Source organism: Alloyangia pacifica, assembly GCF_900116195.1.
GTDB classification, from domain to species: domain Bacteria; phylum Pseudomonadota; class Alphaproteobacteria; order Rhodobacterales; family Rhodobacteraceae; genus Salipiger; species Salipiger pacificus.
The window spans coordinates 146146-162081 of sequence record NZ_FOZW01000010.1; the positions used below are offsets into that span (position 1 = coordinate 146146).

A 15936-nucleotide genomic window follows, 5' to 3' on the forward strand; every position below is an offset into this window, starting at 1 on the left:
AACGACAGATAGGGACAAGAAAGACATGAAACTTCTCAAGACGCTGGCTCCGGTCGCCGCGCTGATCGCGCTGCCGAGCCTTGGCCTCGCCCAGGACGAAGGTCCTGTGGCCGGGGTGAACGCCTCGACCGACTCGGTGTTCATCTTCAACTCGCTGCTGTTCCTCGTGGGCGGCTTCCTGGTGTTCTTCATGGCCGCGGGCTTTGCCATGCTCGAGGCCGGCCTGGTACGCTCCAAGAACGTCACCATGCAGCTGATGAAGAACGTCACGCTGTTCTCGCTGGCGTCGATCTTCTACTACCTGATCGGCTATAACCTGATGTACCCGCTGGGCACCTGGTCGGTCGAAGGCGTGCTGTCCGGCGTCTGGGGCCCGGGCGTTCTCGAAGCCGTTGGCGTGACCGCCGACGCGGCCGACGATTACGGCTATGCCTCCACCGGTTCGGACTTCTTCTTCCAGCTGATGTTCTGCGCCGCCACCGCCTCGATCGTTTCGGGCGCCCTGGCCGAGCGTATCAAGCTGTGGCCGTTCCTGATCTTCACCGTCATCCTGACCTCGATCATCTACCCGCTGCAGGCTTCCTGGAAGTGGGGCGGCGGTTTCCTCGACGCGGCAGGCTTCCTCGACTTCGCCGGCTCGACCGTCGTTCACTCCTGCGGTGGCTGGGCTGCTCTGGCTGGTGCCATCGTTCTCGGCCCGCGTATCGGGAAATACAAGGATGGCCGCGTGACCCCGTTCCCGGGCTCCAACCTGGCGCTCGCGACCCTCGGCACGTTCATCCTTTGGCTCGGCTGGTTCGGCTTCAACGGCGGCTCGCAGCTGGCAATGGGCACCGTGGGCGACGTGGCAGACGTGTCGCGCATCTTCGCCAACACCAACGCGGCGGCAGCCGGCGGTTCGGTCGCTGCGATGATCGTCACCCAGCTGCTCTACAAGAAGCCCGACCTCACCATGGTGCTGAACGGCGCGCTGGCCGGCCTCGTGTCGATCACCGCTGAACCGCTGACCCCGACCCTGGGCGCGGCAACCATCATCGGCATGATCGGCGGCGTTCTCGTGGTCTTCGCGGTGCCGTTCCTCGACAAGCTGAAAATCGACGACGTGGTCGGCGCCATCCCGGTGCACCTTGTCTGCGGCATCTGGGGCACCATCGCGGTGGCCTTCACCAACGGTGACGCCTCCTTCGGCACCCAGATCTACGGCATCGTCGTGGTCGGCATCTTCACCTTCGTGGTCTCGCTGGTCCTGTGGTTCATCCTCAAGATGATCTTCGGCATCCGCGTCTCGGAAGAAGACGAGATCAACGGTCTCGACATGGCCGAGCTGGGCATGGAAGCCTACCCCGAGTTCTCCAAGGGCTGATTTTCTCCTTCCTTTCAGCTTTTGACCACCTTGCCCGGGCGTTCGCGCCCGGGTTTTTTGTTGCCCCGTAGGCGGGGGACCGTCCCGCTGCCCTGGGCACAAGCGCCCGCATCGAAGGCGAAGGAACAGGACCCACCGGCGCACGGCCGCACGGGGAGAGATAACCTCAGACGCAAGGGACGCTGCCTGCGCCCAAAACGACCGAACACGAAAAAGGCCGGCGGCTTGCGTGCCCCCGGCCTTCCACATGTCCAAAATATCCCGGGGGTGAGCCCGGAGGGCGAGGGGGCAGCGCCCCCTCTTCCGCGCTCAGCGGGTGCCCGCCTTCATCAGCCCCTGCGCCTTCAGCTCGGCATGCGCCTCGTCGAGCGCCTTCCAGGCACGCGAGATCAGCACGTCGATCTCCTCTTTCGAGATCACCAGCGGCGGCGAGATGATCATCCGGTCGTAGACGTGGCGCATGATCAGGTTGTTGGCAAAGCAGCGCTCGCGGGTGATGAAACCGGCGGTGCCCGCCTCGGCGGCGAAGGGCGCGCGGGCGGCCTTGTCCGGGGTCAGCGCGATCGAGCCCATCATGCCGGCGATCTTCGCCTCGCCGACCAGCGGGTGGTCGGTCAGGCTCTCGAATTTCGCCTTGAGGTAGGGGCCGGTCTCCTCGCGCACGCGGTCGACGATCTTCTCTTCCTCGAGGATGCGCAGGTTCTCCAGCGCCACGGCGCAGGCCACCGGGTGACCCGAGTAGGTGTAGCCGTGGTTGAACTCGGTCTTCGCGATGACACTGGCCACTTCGTCCGACAGGATCGAGCCGCCGATCGGCTGGTAGCCCGACGACAGGCCCTTGGCGATGGTCATGATGTCGGGCTCGATGCCCATGGTCTGCGAGCCGAACCAGTTGCCGGTGCGCCCGAAACCGCAGATCACCTCGTCGGCGATCAGCAGGATGCCGTATTTCTTCACGATACGGTTGATTTCCGGCCAGTAGGTCTCGGGCGGGATGATCACCCCGCCGGCGCCCTGGATCGGTTCGGCGATGAAGGCGCCGACGCGGTGCGGCCCGATCTCCTCGATCTTGGCTTCCAGCTGGCGGGCGCGCTCGAGGCCGAACTCCTCGGGGGACATGTCGCCGCCCTCGGCGTACCAATGCGGCTGGTCGATGTGGTGAATGCCGGGGATCGGCAGGCCACCCTGCGCGTGCATGCCCTTCATCCCGCCAAGCGAGCCCGAGCCCACCGAGGAGCCGTGGTAGCCGTTCCAGCGGCTGATGATCACGTCGCGCTCGGGCTGGCCCTTCTCGGCCCAGTAGGTCCGCACGAGGCGGATGTTGGTGTCATTCGCCTCGGACCCCGACGACGCGTAGAACACCGTGTTCAGATCACCCGGCGCCAGCTCGGCGATCTTCGCCGAGAGCTGGATGACCGGCACGTGGGTCGTCATGAAGAAGGTATTGTAATAGGGCAGCTCTTCCATCTGGCGGGCCGCGGCCTGCGCCAGTTCCTTACGGCCATAGCCGGCGTTCACGCACCAAAGGCCCGCCATGCCGTCGAGGATGCGCTCACCCTCGCTGTCGGTCAGCCAGCAGCCCTCGGCGCGGGTGATCACCCGGGCCCCCTTGCGGGCAAGGTCGGCACCGGTGGTGAAGGGGTGCATGTGGTGCGCCGCGTCCAGAGCCTGCAGCTCGGAGGTCGGCGAGTTCACGGAGATGAGCGTCATGGCGGACACCTTTCATTGCGTCGGGTCGACTGTTCGGAAAGCTGTCGCCAATAATATGATCAAATTATTCCGCGTCAATCGCAGTCACGCGGCGCGGCGCTCGAATCAGCCCAGCCCCTCGCGGATCTGGGTCATCCCCTGCACCACGTCGCCTTCCATCGCGTCAGCCGCCGCCGCCGCATCGCCGCGCGCCAGCGCGTCCAGCAAGTCCTTGTGGCGGTCCGGAAGGTTGCGCGTGCCGAACATGCCGCAGACCACCCGCAGCGACGGACCGAAGCGCAGCCACAGCCCCTCGACCAACTCGGTCAGGATCGGCGCGGCGGCAATGGCGTTGAGCTCGGCGTGGAACCGATGATTCTCTTCGAGGTATCCGCGCACGTCGCCACGCGCGATGGCGTGGTCCAGGCGTGCGTCGGTCGCGCGCAGCCGATCGATGTCCTCCGGGGTGCAGCGCTCGGCGGCGCGGCGCGCCAGCTGCGGCTCCAGCGCGACGCGCGCGAGCAGCAGCTGCTCCACCGCGTCCGCGTCCAGCACCGGCACGAGAATGCGGCGGTTGCCGCGAAAGGCCAGCGCGCCTTCGGAAATCAACCGGCGCAGCGCCTCGCGCACGGGCGTCATCCCCGCACCGAGCTGCTCGACGAGTCCCTGGATGGTCACCGCCTGCCCCGGCTCCAGCTCGCCGAAGAGCACCATCTCGCGCAGACGCCGGTAAACCAGCTCATGCGCCGGGGGCCCCGCACCTTCTGCCCTCATATTCATCAGCTGCCTTTCGTTTGATCATATCCGCCGCAACGTCATCTTGCACGCTGACGCGCCTCGTGGAAACATCCGGGATGTTGCCAAGAGATGCAACATTTGATCAAATTCGGGAACGGGGCGTGGAAGACCCCGCCACCAACGGGAGCACATGATGAAGACATCTCTTCTCACTTTCACCGCAGGGCTTGCGCTCGCGGCCGCCTCGGCCCAGGCCGAAGAAGTCCGGGTCTACAACTGGTCCGACTACATCGACGAATCGCTTCTCGAGAAATTCGAGGCCGAAACCGGCATCGACCTGATCTACGACGTCTTCGACAGCAACGAGGTCCTCGAGACCAAGATGCTCGCCGGCGGCTCGGGCTACGACGTGGTGGTGCCCACCGGCACCTTCCTGCAGCGCCAGATCGCCGCGGGCTCGTTCCAGAAGCTCGACAAGTCGAAGCTGCCGAACATCGAGAACATGTGGGACGTCATCTCGGAACGGACCGCCAAGTACGACCCCGGAAACGAATACGCGATCAACTACATGTGGGGCACCACCGGCCTCGGCGTGAACGTCCCCAAGGTGCAGGAGATCCTCGGCGAGGACGCCCCGATCGACAGCTGGGACCTGGTGTTCAAGCCCGAGAACATGGAAAAGCTGGCGGAATGCGGCGTCTATTTCCTGGATGCGCCCTCCGAGATGATCCCCGCCGCGCTGCAGTACATCGGCGAGGACCCGGACAGCCACGATCCCGACGTGATCGCCAAGGCAGAGCCGGTCTACATGGCGATCCGCCCCTACATCTCCAAGTTCCACTCGTCCGAGTACATCAACGCGCTCGCCAACGGCGACATCTGCGTGGCCGTGGGCTGGTCGGGCGACATCCTGCAGGCGCGTGACCGCGCCGCCGAGGCCGACAACGGCGTCGAAGTGGCCTACAACGCGCCGAAGGAAGGCGCGCAGATGTGGTTCGACGAGATGGCCATCCCGGTCGATGCGCCGAACCCCGACGCGGCGCACAAGTTCCTGAACTTCATCATGGATCCCGAGAACATGGCGGCGGCGTCGAACTACGTCTACTACGCCAACGGCAACAAGGCGTCGCAGGAGTTCCTGTCCGAGGACGTGATCGGCGATCCGGCGATCTACCCTTCGGAGGAAGCGCTGGGGAACCTGTTCACCACCACCCCCTACGAGCCGAAGGTTCAGCGCGTGGTGACCCGCCTCTGGACCAAGATCAAGTCCGGCTCCTGAGCCTGACGCATCGGGCCCGCCCTTCCCAACCGGGGGGCGGGCCATTTTCATGACAGGATCCTCCCGTATGGCTCAGACCGCCTTTGCCCCCTGGACCGACCCGGACCAGAAACCGATCATCGAGTTTCGCAACGTCACCAAGAGTTTCGGCGACTTCACCGCGATCCACGATCTGTCGCTGAACATCTTCGAGCGCGAGTTCTTCGCCCTGCTCGGCCCCTCCGGCTGCGGCAAGACCACGATGATGCGGATGCTGGCAGGGTTCGAGACGGCCACCTCGGGCCATATCTTCCTGTCGGGCAAGGACATCGGCCACGTGCCGCCGAACCAGCGCCCGGTGAACATGATGTTCCAGAGCTACGCGCTGTTCCCGCACCTGTCGATCTGGGACAACATCGCCTTCGGGCTGAAGCGCGAGAGCAAGGACAAGGCCTTCATCGGCGACCGCGTCGAGGAGATGCTGCGCCTCACCCGGCTCACCAAGTTCGCCAAGCGCAAGCCGCACCAGATTTCCGGCGGCCAGCGCCAGCGCGTCGCGCTGGCCCGCTCGCTCGCCAAGGCGCCGAAGCTGCTGCTCCTCGACGAGCCGCTCGGCGCGCTCGACAAGAAGCTGCGCGAGCAGACCCAGTTCGAGCTGATGGACATCCAGGAAAAGACCGGCACCACCTTCGTCATCGTCACCCACGACCAGGAAGAAGCGATGACCGTGGCCTCGCGCATCGCGGTGATGGACGAGGGCAACCTCGTGCAGGTCGCCACCCCCGCCGAGATCTACGAGGCGCCCAACTCGGTCTACGTCGCCGACTTCATCGGCGACGTGAACATCATCGAGGGGCGCGCCACCCAGCCCGGCCTCAAGACCGGCATCGCCTGGGCCGAGGGCCAGCCGCCGATCCTCGCGACGCCCGCCAAGAGCGTCGAGGCCGGGCAGAGCGTGCATTTCGCCATCCGTCCCGAGAAGGTCACCATCGACGTCGAGAAGCCCGACCGCCCCAACACCTTCCGCGGCAAGGTCATCGACATCGCCTACCTCGGCAATATCTCGACCTACCACGTCGAGCTCGCCGGCGGTCAGATGATCAAGGCGCAGATGGTCAACGCCCGCCGCCTCGCCAATCGCCCGATCACCTGGGAAGACGAGGTCTGGGTCGGCTTCACCGACACCGCCGGTGTCGTGCTCGAGGAGTAAGCCATGCGCCGCTTCACCCTCATCGCGATCCCCTACCTGTGGTTGCTGGCGCTCTTCCTGGTGCCCTTCCTGATCGTCCTGAAGATCTCGCTCTCGGACATCGCGCTGGCCCGCCCGCCCTACATGCCGCAGCTCGATCCTGCGGCCGGCTGGGAGGGGCTGAAGAGCTTCTTCTCGGAGCTCGATTTCGAGAATTTCGCCTTCCTGACCACCGACGATCTCTACTGGAAGGCCTATCTGTCGTCCCTGAAGATCGCCCTCGTGTCGACCTTCCTGACACTGCTCGTCGGCTACCCGGTGGCCTATGCCATGGCCCGCGCCCCCGAGGAATGGCGCCCGACGCTGCTGATGCTGGTGATCCTGCCGTTCTGGACGTCGTTCCTGATCCGCGTCTACTCTTGGATGGGGATCCTGTCGAACGAGGGCGTGCTGAACCAGCTTCTGATGTGGCTCGGCATCATCGATACGCCGCTGCAGATCATGAACACCACCACCGCGGTCTACATCGGCGTGGTCTATACCTACCTGCCCTTCATGATCCTGCCGATCTACTCGGCGCTGGAAAAACTCGACGGCTCGCTGCTCGAGGCGGCCGAGGATCTCGGCTGCTCGCGGCTCGAGGCCTTCTGGCTGGTCACCTGGCCGCTGTCGCGCAACGGCATCATCGCCGGCTGCTTCCTGGTCTTCATCCCCACCATCGGCGAGTTCGTCATCCCCTCGCTGCTCGGCGGCTCCGACACGCTGATGATCGGCAAGGTGCTCTGGGAGGAGTTCTTCTCCAACCGCGACTGGCCCGTTGCCTCGGCCGTTGCCGTGGTGCTGCTGCTGATCCTGATCATCCCGATCGTGCTCTTCCAGCGCAACGAGCAGAAGCAGCGGGAGGCCGAAGGATGAGCACCGCCCGCTTCTTCTCTTTCCAAATACGCACCGGCGCTGCCGCCGGCCACAAAGCCGGAGGCCGGGCATGAGACGCTTCAGCTGGTTCAACACGGTCTCGCTGACGCTGGGCTTCGCCTTCCTCTACCTGCCGATGGTGCTGCTGGTCTTCTACAGCTTCAACGAGAGCCGGCTGGTCACCGTCTGGGCGGGCTTCTCGACCAAGTGGTACGGCGAGCTCTTGCGCGACCAGGCCTTCCTCGATGCCGCCTGGGTGACGGTGAAGGTGGCGGTCTTCTCCTCGACCCTCGCCACCATCCTCGGCACCATGGCCGCCTATGTGCTGGTGCGCGCGGGGCGCTTCCACGGGCGCACGCTCTTCTCTGGCATGATCTACGCGCCGCTGGTGATGCCCGAGGTGATCACCGGCCTGTCGCTGCTGCTGCTGTTCATCGGCCTCAACCTTGATCGCGGCGTCTTCACCATCGTGCTGGCGCACACCACCTTCGCCATGTGCTACGTCTCGGTGGTGGTCTCCTCGCGGCTGACCACCTTCGACCGCTCGCTGGAGGAGGCGGCGCTGGACCTTGGCTGCTCGCCCTTCGAGGCCTTCCGGCTGGTCACCCTGCCGATCATCGCCCCGGCGGTGATCTCGGGCTGGCTGCTCGCCTTCACCCTGTCGCTCGACGACCTGGTGATCGCCAGCTTCACCACCGGCCCCTCGGCCACCACCCTGCCAATCAAGATCTTCTCGGCGGTGCGTCTTGGCGTCAGCCCGCAGATCAACGCGCTCTCGACGATCATGATCGCCATCGTCACCATCGGGGTGATCACCGCCTCGATCGTCTCGAAGCGGGCGGCGGTGGCGCAGCGGCGCGATGAACAGGCGGCGATCCGCGCCGAGTAACGGAACACAGAGATGAAACGCATCTACGAAACTGCGGCCTACGGGCCGCAGGGCGCCTGCTTCTGGGCCGGCACCGTGCCGCCGATGGACTGGGCCGCTCTCACCGCGCCGCGCCACGTCGAGGTCGCGGTAATCGGCGGCGGCTTCACCGGGCTCTCGGCCGCGCTGCACCTGGCGCAGGACGGGGTCGAAGTGGCAGTGCTCGAGGCCGACCATCCGGGCTACGGCGCCTCGGGGCGCAATGGCGGTTTCTGCTGCCTCGGCGGCGCCAAGGCGTCCCACGCCCTGCTGCGCCGGCGCTTCGGTGACGACGGCCTGCGCGACTGGTGCCAGACCGAACGCGCCGCCATCGAGACCGCCGCAGGGCTGATCGCCGACCACGGCATCGAGGCCGACACCCATTCCGACGGAGAGACCCTGCTCGCCCACACCGCGCGCGCCTGGAAGGGACTGCAGTCCGAGGCCGAGACGATGCCCGCGCTCTACGGCGTCACCCCGCGTCTCACGCCGCAGGACGGTCTTGCCGACGAGGGCCTCGCCGGTCCGTTCCACGGCGCTATGACCACACCGCTCGGCTTCGCGCTCAATCCGCGCAAGTACCACGCCGGCCTCGCCCGTGCCGCGCAGGGCGCCGGTGCCACGCTGCACGGCCACAGCCCGGCCACCGCGCTGCACAACGCGGGCGGCAAATGGCACCTCACGACGCCGCGGGCCACGCTCACCGCCGACCGGGTGATCCTCGCCACCAACGGCTATTCCTCCGAAGACCTGCCGGCCTGGCTGCGCGGGCGCTACTTGCCGGTGCAGTCGAGCGTCATCGTCACCGAGCCGCTTTCGGAGATGCAGCGCGCCGCCGCGGGCTGGACCTCGCGCCAGATGTCCTATGACACGCGCCAGCTGCTGCATTACTTCCGGCTGCTGCCCGACAACCGCTTTCTCTTCGGCATGCGCGGCGGGCTCACCGCCACGCCCCGCGCCCAGCGCGCGATCAGCGCCCGCATCCGCCGCGAGTTCCACGCCATGTTCCCGGCCTGGCGCGACGTGACCATCAGCCACGAATGGGCCGGGCTGGTCTGCCTGATGGCGCAGCTGACACCCTTCGTCGGGCCGGTCCCGGACCATCCCGGCCTCTTCGCCGGCATGGGCTTTCACGGCAATGGCGTCGCCATGGGCAGCCACGCCGGCCTGCTGCTTTCAGACATCGTGCAGGGCAAACCCACGCGCACGCCCTATCCCGCAGCGCTGAAAACGCCTCCAAGTCGCTTCCCGCTGGGCCGCTTTCGCCGCGCCCTGCTCGCCCCGGCCTATGTCGGTGCAGGCCTTTTCGATCTCTGACATCGCCCCCGGCGCGTTCGCTTTCCAAATACGCCGGGAAGGCATGGTCCGCCGGGTCGCAGAGGTGTGCCATCGGTCCGAGCGCCGCCGGCAACGCGGGGCCACACCCGAAACGCGGGCCCGGCCCCGCATCCATCGCCCAAAGATTAACCACCTGCCCGATTTCTGACCCCTTCCCGACACGAGCCCGCTTTACAACCTCGCGGCGGCGTGGCCGATAGAAGCCATGTCCTCCTCCCAGCTCTCCATCGCCATCGTGGAAACCGACCGGGAACGCGCCCTGCTGATCGAGCAGAGCCTGCGCGACGCCGGAGAATTCACCATTCACGTCGTCTCCGAGATTCCCGGTCTCGCGCGACGCATCCAGACGCTCAGCCCCGACGTGGTGCTGATCGACCTCGAAAGCCCCTCGCGCGACACGCTTGAGGAATTGGCGCTGGCCTCCGGCCCGCTCGAGCGCCCCGTGGCCATGTTCGTCGACCGTTCGGGTGACGGGCTCACCGATGCGGCAATCGAGGCGGGGGTCTCGGCCTATGTGGTCGACGGGCTGAAGCCGCAGCGGGTGAAGCCGGTGCTCGACGCCGCCATCGCCCGCTTCCGCATGTTCCAGCGGATGCGCACCGAGCTGGCGGAAACCAAGCGGGCGCTGGAAGAGCGCAAGGTGATCGACCGCGCCAAGGGCATGCTGATGAAGGCCCGCGGGGTCGGTGAGGACGAGGCCTATGCGCTGCTACGCAAGGCCGCCATGGATCAGGGCAAGCGCGTCGCCGACGTGGCGCAGGCGCTGGTTACCGCGGCAGGGCTGCTGGGATGAAGACCACCACGCTCTCCGTCGGGTTCATCCCGCTCACCGATTCCGCCCCGCTGATCATCGCGCAGGAGATGGGCTATGCCGCCGAGGAGGGCATCGCTCTCGACCTCAAGCGCGCGCCCTCGTGGTCCAGCCTGCGCGACATGCTCAGCTTTGGCCGGGTCGATGCCGCGCATATGCTCTCGCCGGTGCCAGTGGCCGCCGCGCTCGGGCTTGGCGGCGCGGGCGTGCCGCTCTCGGCGGTCTCGGTGCTGTCGGTCAACGGCAATGTCATCGGGGTCAGCAACGCGCTGGCCGACCGTTTGCGCGCGCAGGGCCACGACTTCGGCTTCAACGACGCGCGCGCCGCCGGTGAGGCGCTGATCGCCGCCACCGACGAGACGCTGCGCATCGGCGTGCCGTTCCCCTTCTCGATGCATGCCGAGCTGCTCTATTACTGGCTCTCGGCGCTTGGAATGTCGGTGCCCGAGGCGCTGCAGGTCCGCACCGTGCCGCCGCCGCTCATGGCCGATGCCATGGAAGCGGGCGAGATCGACGCCTTCTGCGTCGGCGAGCCCTGGGGCAGCATGGCGGTGGAGAACGGTGTCGGCACCCTGCTGCTGCCGGGCACCGCGATCTGGTCCTTCGCCCCTGAAAAGGTTCTGGCGGTGCGCAGCGACTGGGCCGAAACCGAGCAATCACTGCTCGGCCGGCTGATCCGCGCCACCTGGCGCGCCGGGCGCTGGCTGGCCGAACCCGACTCGCGCTCCCTCGCCGCGGAGATACTCAGTCGCCCCGACTATCTCGGGGTGCCCGCCGAAGTGCTCGATCGCGCGCTGACCGGGCGCATGGTGATCTCGGCGCAGGGCGAGGAGCGGCAGGTGCCGCGCATGCTGGAGTTCCACCACGGCGCGGCGACCTTTCCGTGGCGCAGCCAGGCGGAATGGATCGGTCGCCAGCTCGCCACCCGTGCGGGACTCGACCCCGAGGCCGCCGGCAAGGCCGCCCGCGCCACCTTCCGCTCGGACCTGCACCGCCAGGCGCTCGCCGGGACCAACGCGGATCTGCCCGGTGCCTCCTCGAAACTGGAGGGCAGTCTCTCGGAGCAACTCCCGGTCGCCTCAGAATCGGGAAAGCTCTTTCTCGGCCCGGATAGATTCTTCGATGGCCGCATTTTTGATCCTCACGCAAACTGATGCCGCGTTTTTGCGCATGCAGCATGGCCGCGGCGCAAAAACCTTCGCCGCCAGCGCATGATTAAGGATTTTCCTTTGATCGGCGTGGCTCGCTAGGGCACAAGCTTTGTCATGGTCAGGCAATGGCGCCCGACCCGAAGATTTCTCCCAACGCCTGGGATCCATGAGCAAAGCCGCTCGACCTCTGTGACGACCGTCACGGTGTGTCAGCGGCTTTTCTGTATTTGGTCCGGGCTCTCCTCGCACCGGACCACCAACAAGGGACGGAACGACGAATGAAAAAACTTCTCATCGCTCTCGCCACTTCCACCGCACTCATCTCCCCGGCGATGGCCCAGGAGCTGGAAAAGGACGAGCTGACCTTCGGCTTCATCAAGCTGACCGACATGGCACCGCTCGCGGTCGCCTACGAGCAGGGCTACTTCCTTGACGAGGGCCTCTTTGTCACCCTCGAGGCGCAGGCCAACTGGAAGGTTCTGCTTGATGGCGTGATCGGCGGCCAGCTTGACGGCGCGCACATGCTGGCGGGCCAGCCGCTCGCCGCCACCATCGGCTACGGCACCGAGGCGCATATCATCACCCCCTTCTCGATGGACCTGAACGGCAACGGCATCACCGTGTCGAACGAGGTCTGGGAAATGATGAAGCCGAACATCCCGGAAACCGATGCCGGCCTGCCGCAGCACCCGATCAGCGCCGAGGCGCTGGTGCCGGTGGTCGAGAAGTTCCGCTCCGAGGGCAAGCCCTTCAACATGGGCATGGTCTTCCCGGTCTCGACCCACAACTACGAGCTGCGCTACTGGCTCGCCGCCGGCGGCCTGAACCCGGGCTTCTACTCGCCGGAAAACATTTCGGGCCAGATCAGCGCAGACGTGATGCTCTCGGTCACCCCGCCGCCGCAGATGCCCGCCACGCTCGAGGCAGGCACCATCTCGGGCTACTGCGTCGGTGAGCCGTGGAACCAGCAGGCCGTGTTCAAGGGCATCGGCGTGCCGGTGATCACCGACTACGAGCTGTGGAAGAACAACCCCGAGAAGGTCTTCGGCATCACCGCCGAATTCGCCGAGGAAAACCCCAACACCACCAAGGCCGTGGTCAAGGCGCTGATCCGCGCCGCCATGTGGCTCGACGAGAACGACAACGCAAACCGCATGGAAGCGGTGCAGATGCTGTCGCAGCCGGAATACGTGGGCGCCGACGCCGAGGTGATCGCCAACTCGATGACCGGCACCTTCGAGTACGAAAAGGGTGATGTGCGCGAAGTTCCCGACTTCAACGTCTTCTTCCGCCACAACGCCACCTACCCCTACTACTCGGACGCCGTCTGGTACCTGACCCAGATGCGCCGCTGGGGCCAGATCGCCGAGGCCAAGCCCGACAGCTGGTACGACGAGGTCGCCAAGTCGGTCTACAAGCCGGAGATCTACCTCGAGGCCGCCCGCGCGCTGGTCGACGAGGGTCTGGCGAATGAAGCCGACTTCCCCTGGGACAGCGACGGCTACAAGGCACCGACCCCCTCCGAGGACATCATCGACGGCATCGCCTACGACGGCAAAGCCCCGAACGCCTACCTCGACAGCCTGCCGATCGGCCTGAAAGGCGAGCAAAAAGTGGTCGGCAACGAAGTTCAGGGCTGACCGCCTCTGGGGACCGGCCACACCCTCACGTCGGTCCCCTCCCATACCTAGCGACTTTCAAACCTCTTCCTCATCCCGATGCGCGCCGCTCCCTCCCTGCGCCATCCAGACCAAGGACCGGACCCATGACCACCGTCGATCCCGATTTCGCCCGAGACGCCGAGCGCGAGGCTCGCCGGGCGCGTCTGTTCACCCGCATCAACAAGGCGGACGCCTGGTTCAAGGTCCTCGGCCTTGCCTGGATCACCCCGCTGCTCAAGGCTGCGGCCGGCGACAACCCCCGCGCGCAGATGAAAGATGTCTGGCGCCTGCTGGGCGTTCCGCTTGTCGCCATCGCCGCCTTCCTCGTGCTCTGGGGCACGCTGGCGCCGCAGGTGCAGACCTCGCTCGGCGCGGTCCCCGGCCCTGCACAGGTCTGGGATGAGGCGGTCAACCTGCACCACGACGCGCAGGCCAAGGCCGCCAAGCAGGCCAAGTTCGAAACCATGGTGGCGCAGCGCAACGAAAAGCTGATCGCCGCGGGCAAGGCGGATCAGGTCAAGGAAGTCGCCTATACCGGCGCGCCGAGCTACTACCAGCAGATCTGGACCTCGATCAAAACCGTCTTCTTCGGCTTCCTGATCGCCTCCGCCGTCGCCATTCCGCTGGGCATCTGCGCCGGTCTCTCGCCCACCGCCAACGCCGCGATCAACCCTTTGGTGCAGATCTTCAAGCCGGTCTCGCCGCTGGCATGGCTGCCGATCGTCACCATGGTCGTCTCGGCCGCCTATGCCAGCAACGACGGCATGTTCTCCAAGTCCTTCCTGATCTCGGCGATCACCGTGACGCTCTGCTCGCTCTGGCCGACGCTGATCAACACCGCGCTCGGCGTCGCCTCGATCGACAAGGATCTGGTGAACGTCTCGAAGGTGCTCAAGATGAACACCTACACCAAGATCACGAAGCTGGTGCTGCCCTCGGCCCTGCCGCTGATCTTCACCGGTCTGCGCCTGTCGCTCGGTGTGGGCTGGATGGTGCTGATCGCCGCCGAGATGCTCGCCCAGAACCCCGGCCTCGGCAAGTTCGTCTGGGACGAGTTCCAGAACGGCTCGTCCTCCTCGCTGGCCAAGATCATGGTCGCGGTCTTCACCATCGGCATCATCGGCTTCCTGCTGGACCGCGTGATGTTCGCCCTGCAGTCCCTCTTCACCTTCTCGAACAACCGCTGAGCGGCGCTCAAGCAAGCGAAGCGATAGCGCGAAAGGAAAAGCAATGAGCATCCTGGAGTTCCAGAACGTCTCGAAAAGCTTCGGCGAGGGCACCCACGCGACCCATGTGCTGAAGGACATCAACCTCAGCGTCGAAGAAGGCGAGTTCCTCGTGATCCTCGGCTTCTCCGGCACCGGCAAGACCACGCTGATCAACCTGATGGCCGGGCTCGAGAAACCCTCCAAGGGCCGCGTCACCTTCAAGGGGTTCGACATCGAGGGCCCAGGCCCAGAGCGCGGCGTGATCTTCCAGAACTACTCGCTGATGCCGTGGCTGACGGTCGAAGGCAACGTGCGTCTCGCGCTCGACGCGGTCTTCCCCGAGATGACCAAGAGCGAGAAGGCGAAGAAAACTGCCCATTACATCAAGATGGTCGGCCTCTCGCACGCCACGCACCGCCGCCCCGCCGAGCTGTCGGGCGGGATGCGCCAGCGGGTCAACGTCGCCCGGGCGCTCGCCATGTCGCCCGAGATGCTGCTCCTCGACGAGCCTCTCTCGGCGCTGGACGCGCTGACCCGTGCCAACCTCGCCGACGAGATCGAGGCGATCTGGGAGCAGGACAAGAAGACCTGCGTGCTGATCACCAATGACGTCGACGAGGCAATCACCCTCGCCGACCGGATCATCGCGCTGAACCCCGATGGCACGCTCGGTGCAGAGTTCCGCGTCAGCATCCCCCGCCCGCGCGAACGCAGCGAGATGAACCACCACGAGGGCTTCAAGAAACTGCGCGCCGAGGTCACCGGCTACCTCATGGACGTCGGCATCAAGGGCAAGGTCGAAGGCTCGCGCATCCTGCCCAACGTCACCCCGATCCACGCCGTGCCCGCCGCCGTGCAGCAGGCGCAGGAAGGGCTGATCGACGAGCGCTTCCTCGACTTTTCGCAACTGCACAAGATCTACCCCACGCCGAAGGGTCCGCTCACGGTGGTCGAGGACTTCAACCTCAAGATCAACCGCGGCGAGTTCATCTCGCTGATCGGCCACTCGGGCTGCGGCAAGTCCACCGTGCTGACCATGGCGGCAGGGCTCAACGGCATCTCCAAGGGCGCCATCAAGCTTGATGGCCGCCACGTCGAGGGTGCCGATCCCGAGCGCGCCGTGGTGTTCCAGTCGCCGAACCTCTTCCCCTGGCTCACCGCCCGCGAGAACTGCGCCATCGGCGTCGACAAGGTCTATCCCAAGGCGTCGCAGGCCGAGCGTCAGGACGTGGTGGAATACTACCTCGAGCGGGTCGGCCTTGCCGATGCCATGGACCGCGGCGCCGCCGACATGTCCAACGGCATGAAACAGCGCGTCGGCATCGCCCGCGCCTTCGCCCTCTCGCCCAAGCTGCTGCTGCTCGACGAGCCCTTCGGCATGCTCGACAGCCTCACCCGCTGGGAGCTGCAGGAGGTTCTCATGGAGGTCTGGAGCCGCACCAAGGTCACCGCGATCTGCGTCACCCACGACGTCGACGAGGCGATCCTGCTGGCCGACCGCGTGGTGATGATGACCAACGGCCCGCAGGCCACCATCGGCAAGATCACCGATGTGAACCTGCCCCGCCCGCGCACCCGCAAGGCGCTGCTCGAGCACCCCGACTACTACGCCTACCGCCAGGAGGTGCTCGATTTCCTCGAGGAATACGAGCACGGCGCCAAACCCAAAGCCAAACCGGCCCCCAAGGCCATCGCAGCGGAGTGACCG

General features: G+C 66.0%; 13 protein-coding genes. 11 read left to right on the forward strand and 2 right to left on the reverse strand.

Annotation, left to right across the window (positions count from 1 at the left end; all coding sequences use genetic code 11):
• The first annotated feature begins 25 nt into the window (after window positions 1–25).
• Window positions 26–1363, forward strand: coding sequence for an ammonium transporter (locus BM397_RS20100; protein WP_092427686.1), 1338 nt, complete (start codon window positions 26–28; stop codon window positions 1361–1363).
• A 309-nt stretch (window positions 1364–1672) separates the two neighbouring features.
• Here the strand turns inward: BM397_RS20100 and BM397_RS20105 are convergent, their stop codons facing one another.
• Both BM397_RS20105 and BM397_RS20110 read right to left on the reverse strand, forming a co-directional pair.
• Entirely contained in the window at window positions 1673–3073 is a 1401-nt protein-coding gene (locus BM397_RS20105) for an aspartate aminotransferase family protein (protein ID WP_092427684.1), read from the reverse strand.
• A 105-nt stretch (window positions 3074–3178) separates the two neighbouring features.
• Window positions 3179–3832, reverse strand: coding sequence for a GntR family transcriptional regulator (locus tag BM397_RS20110; protein WP_092427682.1), 654 nt, complete (start codon window positions 3830–3832; stop codon window positions 3179–3181).
• 151 nt (window positions 3833–3983) lie between these two features.
• Between BM397_RS20110 and BM397_RS20115 the strand changes: the two genes are divergently transcribed.
• From BM397_RS20115 to BM397_RS20160, 10 genes are all read left to right on the forward strand, one after another.
• Window positions 3984–5069 (forward strand): polyamine ABC transporter substrate-binding protein, encoded by a 1086-nt coding sequence (locus BM397_RS20115; protein WP_092427991.1) that lies wholly within the window; start codon window positions 3984–3986, stop codon window positions 5067–5069.
• Window positions 5070–5136: 67 nt separating this feature from the next.
• A complete protein-coding gene (locus tag BM397_RS20120; protein ID WP_092427680.1) occupies window positions 5137–6258 on the forward strand; it encodes an ABC transporter ATP-binding protein in 1122 nt (373 codons plus the stop codon).
• 3 nt (window positions 6259–6261) lie between these two features.
• Window positions 6262–7152 (forward strand): ABC transporter permease subunit, encoded by an 891-nt coding sequence (locus BM397_RS20125; protein ID WP_092427678.1) that lies wholly within the window; start codon window positions 6262–6264, stop codon window positions 7150–7152.
• 70 nt (window positions 7153–7222) lie between these two features.
• A complete protein-coding gene (locus BM397_RS20130) occupies window positions 7223–8041 on the forward strand; it encodes an ABC transporter permease (protein WP_092427676.1) in 819 nt (272 codons plus the stop codon).
• Between the two features lie 12 nt (window positions 8042–8053).
• On the forward strand, window positions 8054–9376 hold the full coding sequence (locus BM397_RS20135) for an NAD(P)/FAD-dependent oxidoreductase (protein ID WP_092427674.1): 1323 nt from the start codon (window positions 8054–8056) through the stop codon (window positions 9374–9376).
• Window positions 9377–9602: 226 nt separating this feature from the next.
• On the forward strand, window positions 9603–10190 hold the full coding sequence (locus BM397_RS20140) for an ANTAR domain-containing response regulator (RefSeq protein ID WP_092427672.1): 588 nt from the start codon (window positions 9603–9605) through the stop codon (window positions 10188–10190).
• Window positions 10187–11362 (forward strand): CmpA/NrtA family ABC transporter substrate-binding protein, encoded by a 1176-nt coding sequence (locus tag BM397_RS20145; protein WP_092427670.1) that lies wholly within the window; start codon window positions 10187–10189, stop codon window positions 11360–11362. Before BM397_RS20140 ends, BM397_RS20145 begins: the two co-directional genes overlap by 4 nt.
• A 275-nt stretch (window positions 11363–11637) precedes the next feature.
• On the forward strand, window positions 11638–12999 hold the full coding sequence (locus tag BM397_RS20150; RefSeq protein WP_092427668.1) for a CmpA/NrtA family ABC transporter substrate-binding protein: 1362 nt from the start codon (window positions 11638–11640) through the stop codon (window positions 12997–12999).
• 125 nt (window positions 13000–13124) lie between these two features.
• A complete protein-coding gene (locus tag BM397_RS20155; RefSeq protein WP_092427666.1) occupies window positions 13125–14207 on the forward strand; it encodes an ABC transporter permease in 1083 nt (360 codons plus the stop codon).
• A gap of 43 nt (window positions 14208–14250) precedes the next feature.
• Window positions 14251–15933 carry an ABC transporter ATP-binding protein gene (locus tag BM397_RS20160; RefSeq protein WP_092427664.1) on the forward strand — a complete coding sequence of 561 codons (1683 nt, stop codon included), beginning with the start codon at window positions 14251–14253 and terminating at the stop codon, window positions 15931–15933.
• Window positions 15934–15936: the final 3 nt, after the last annotated feature.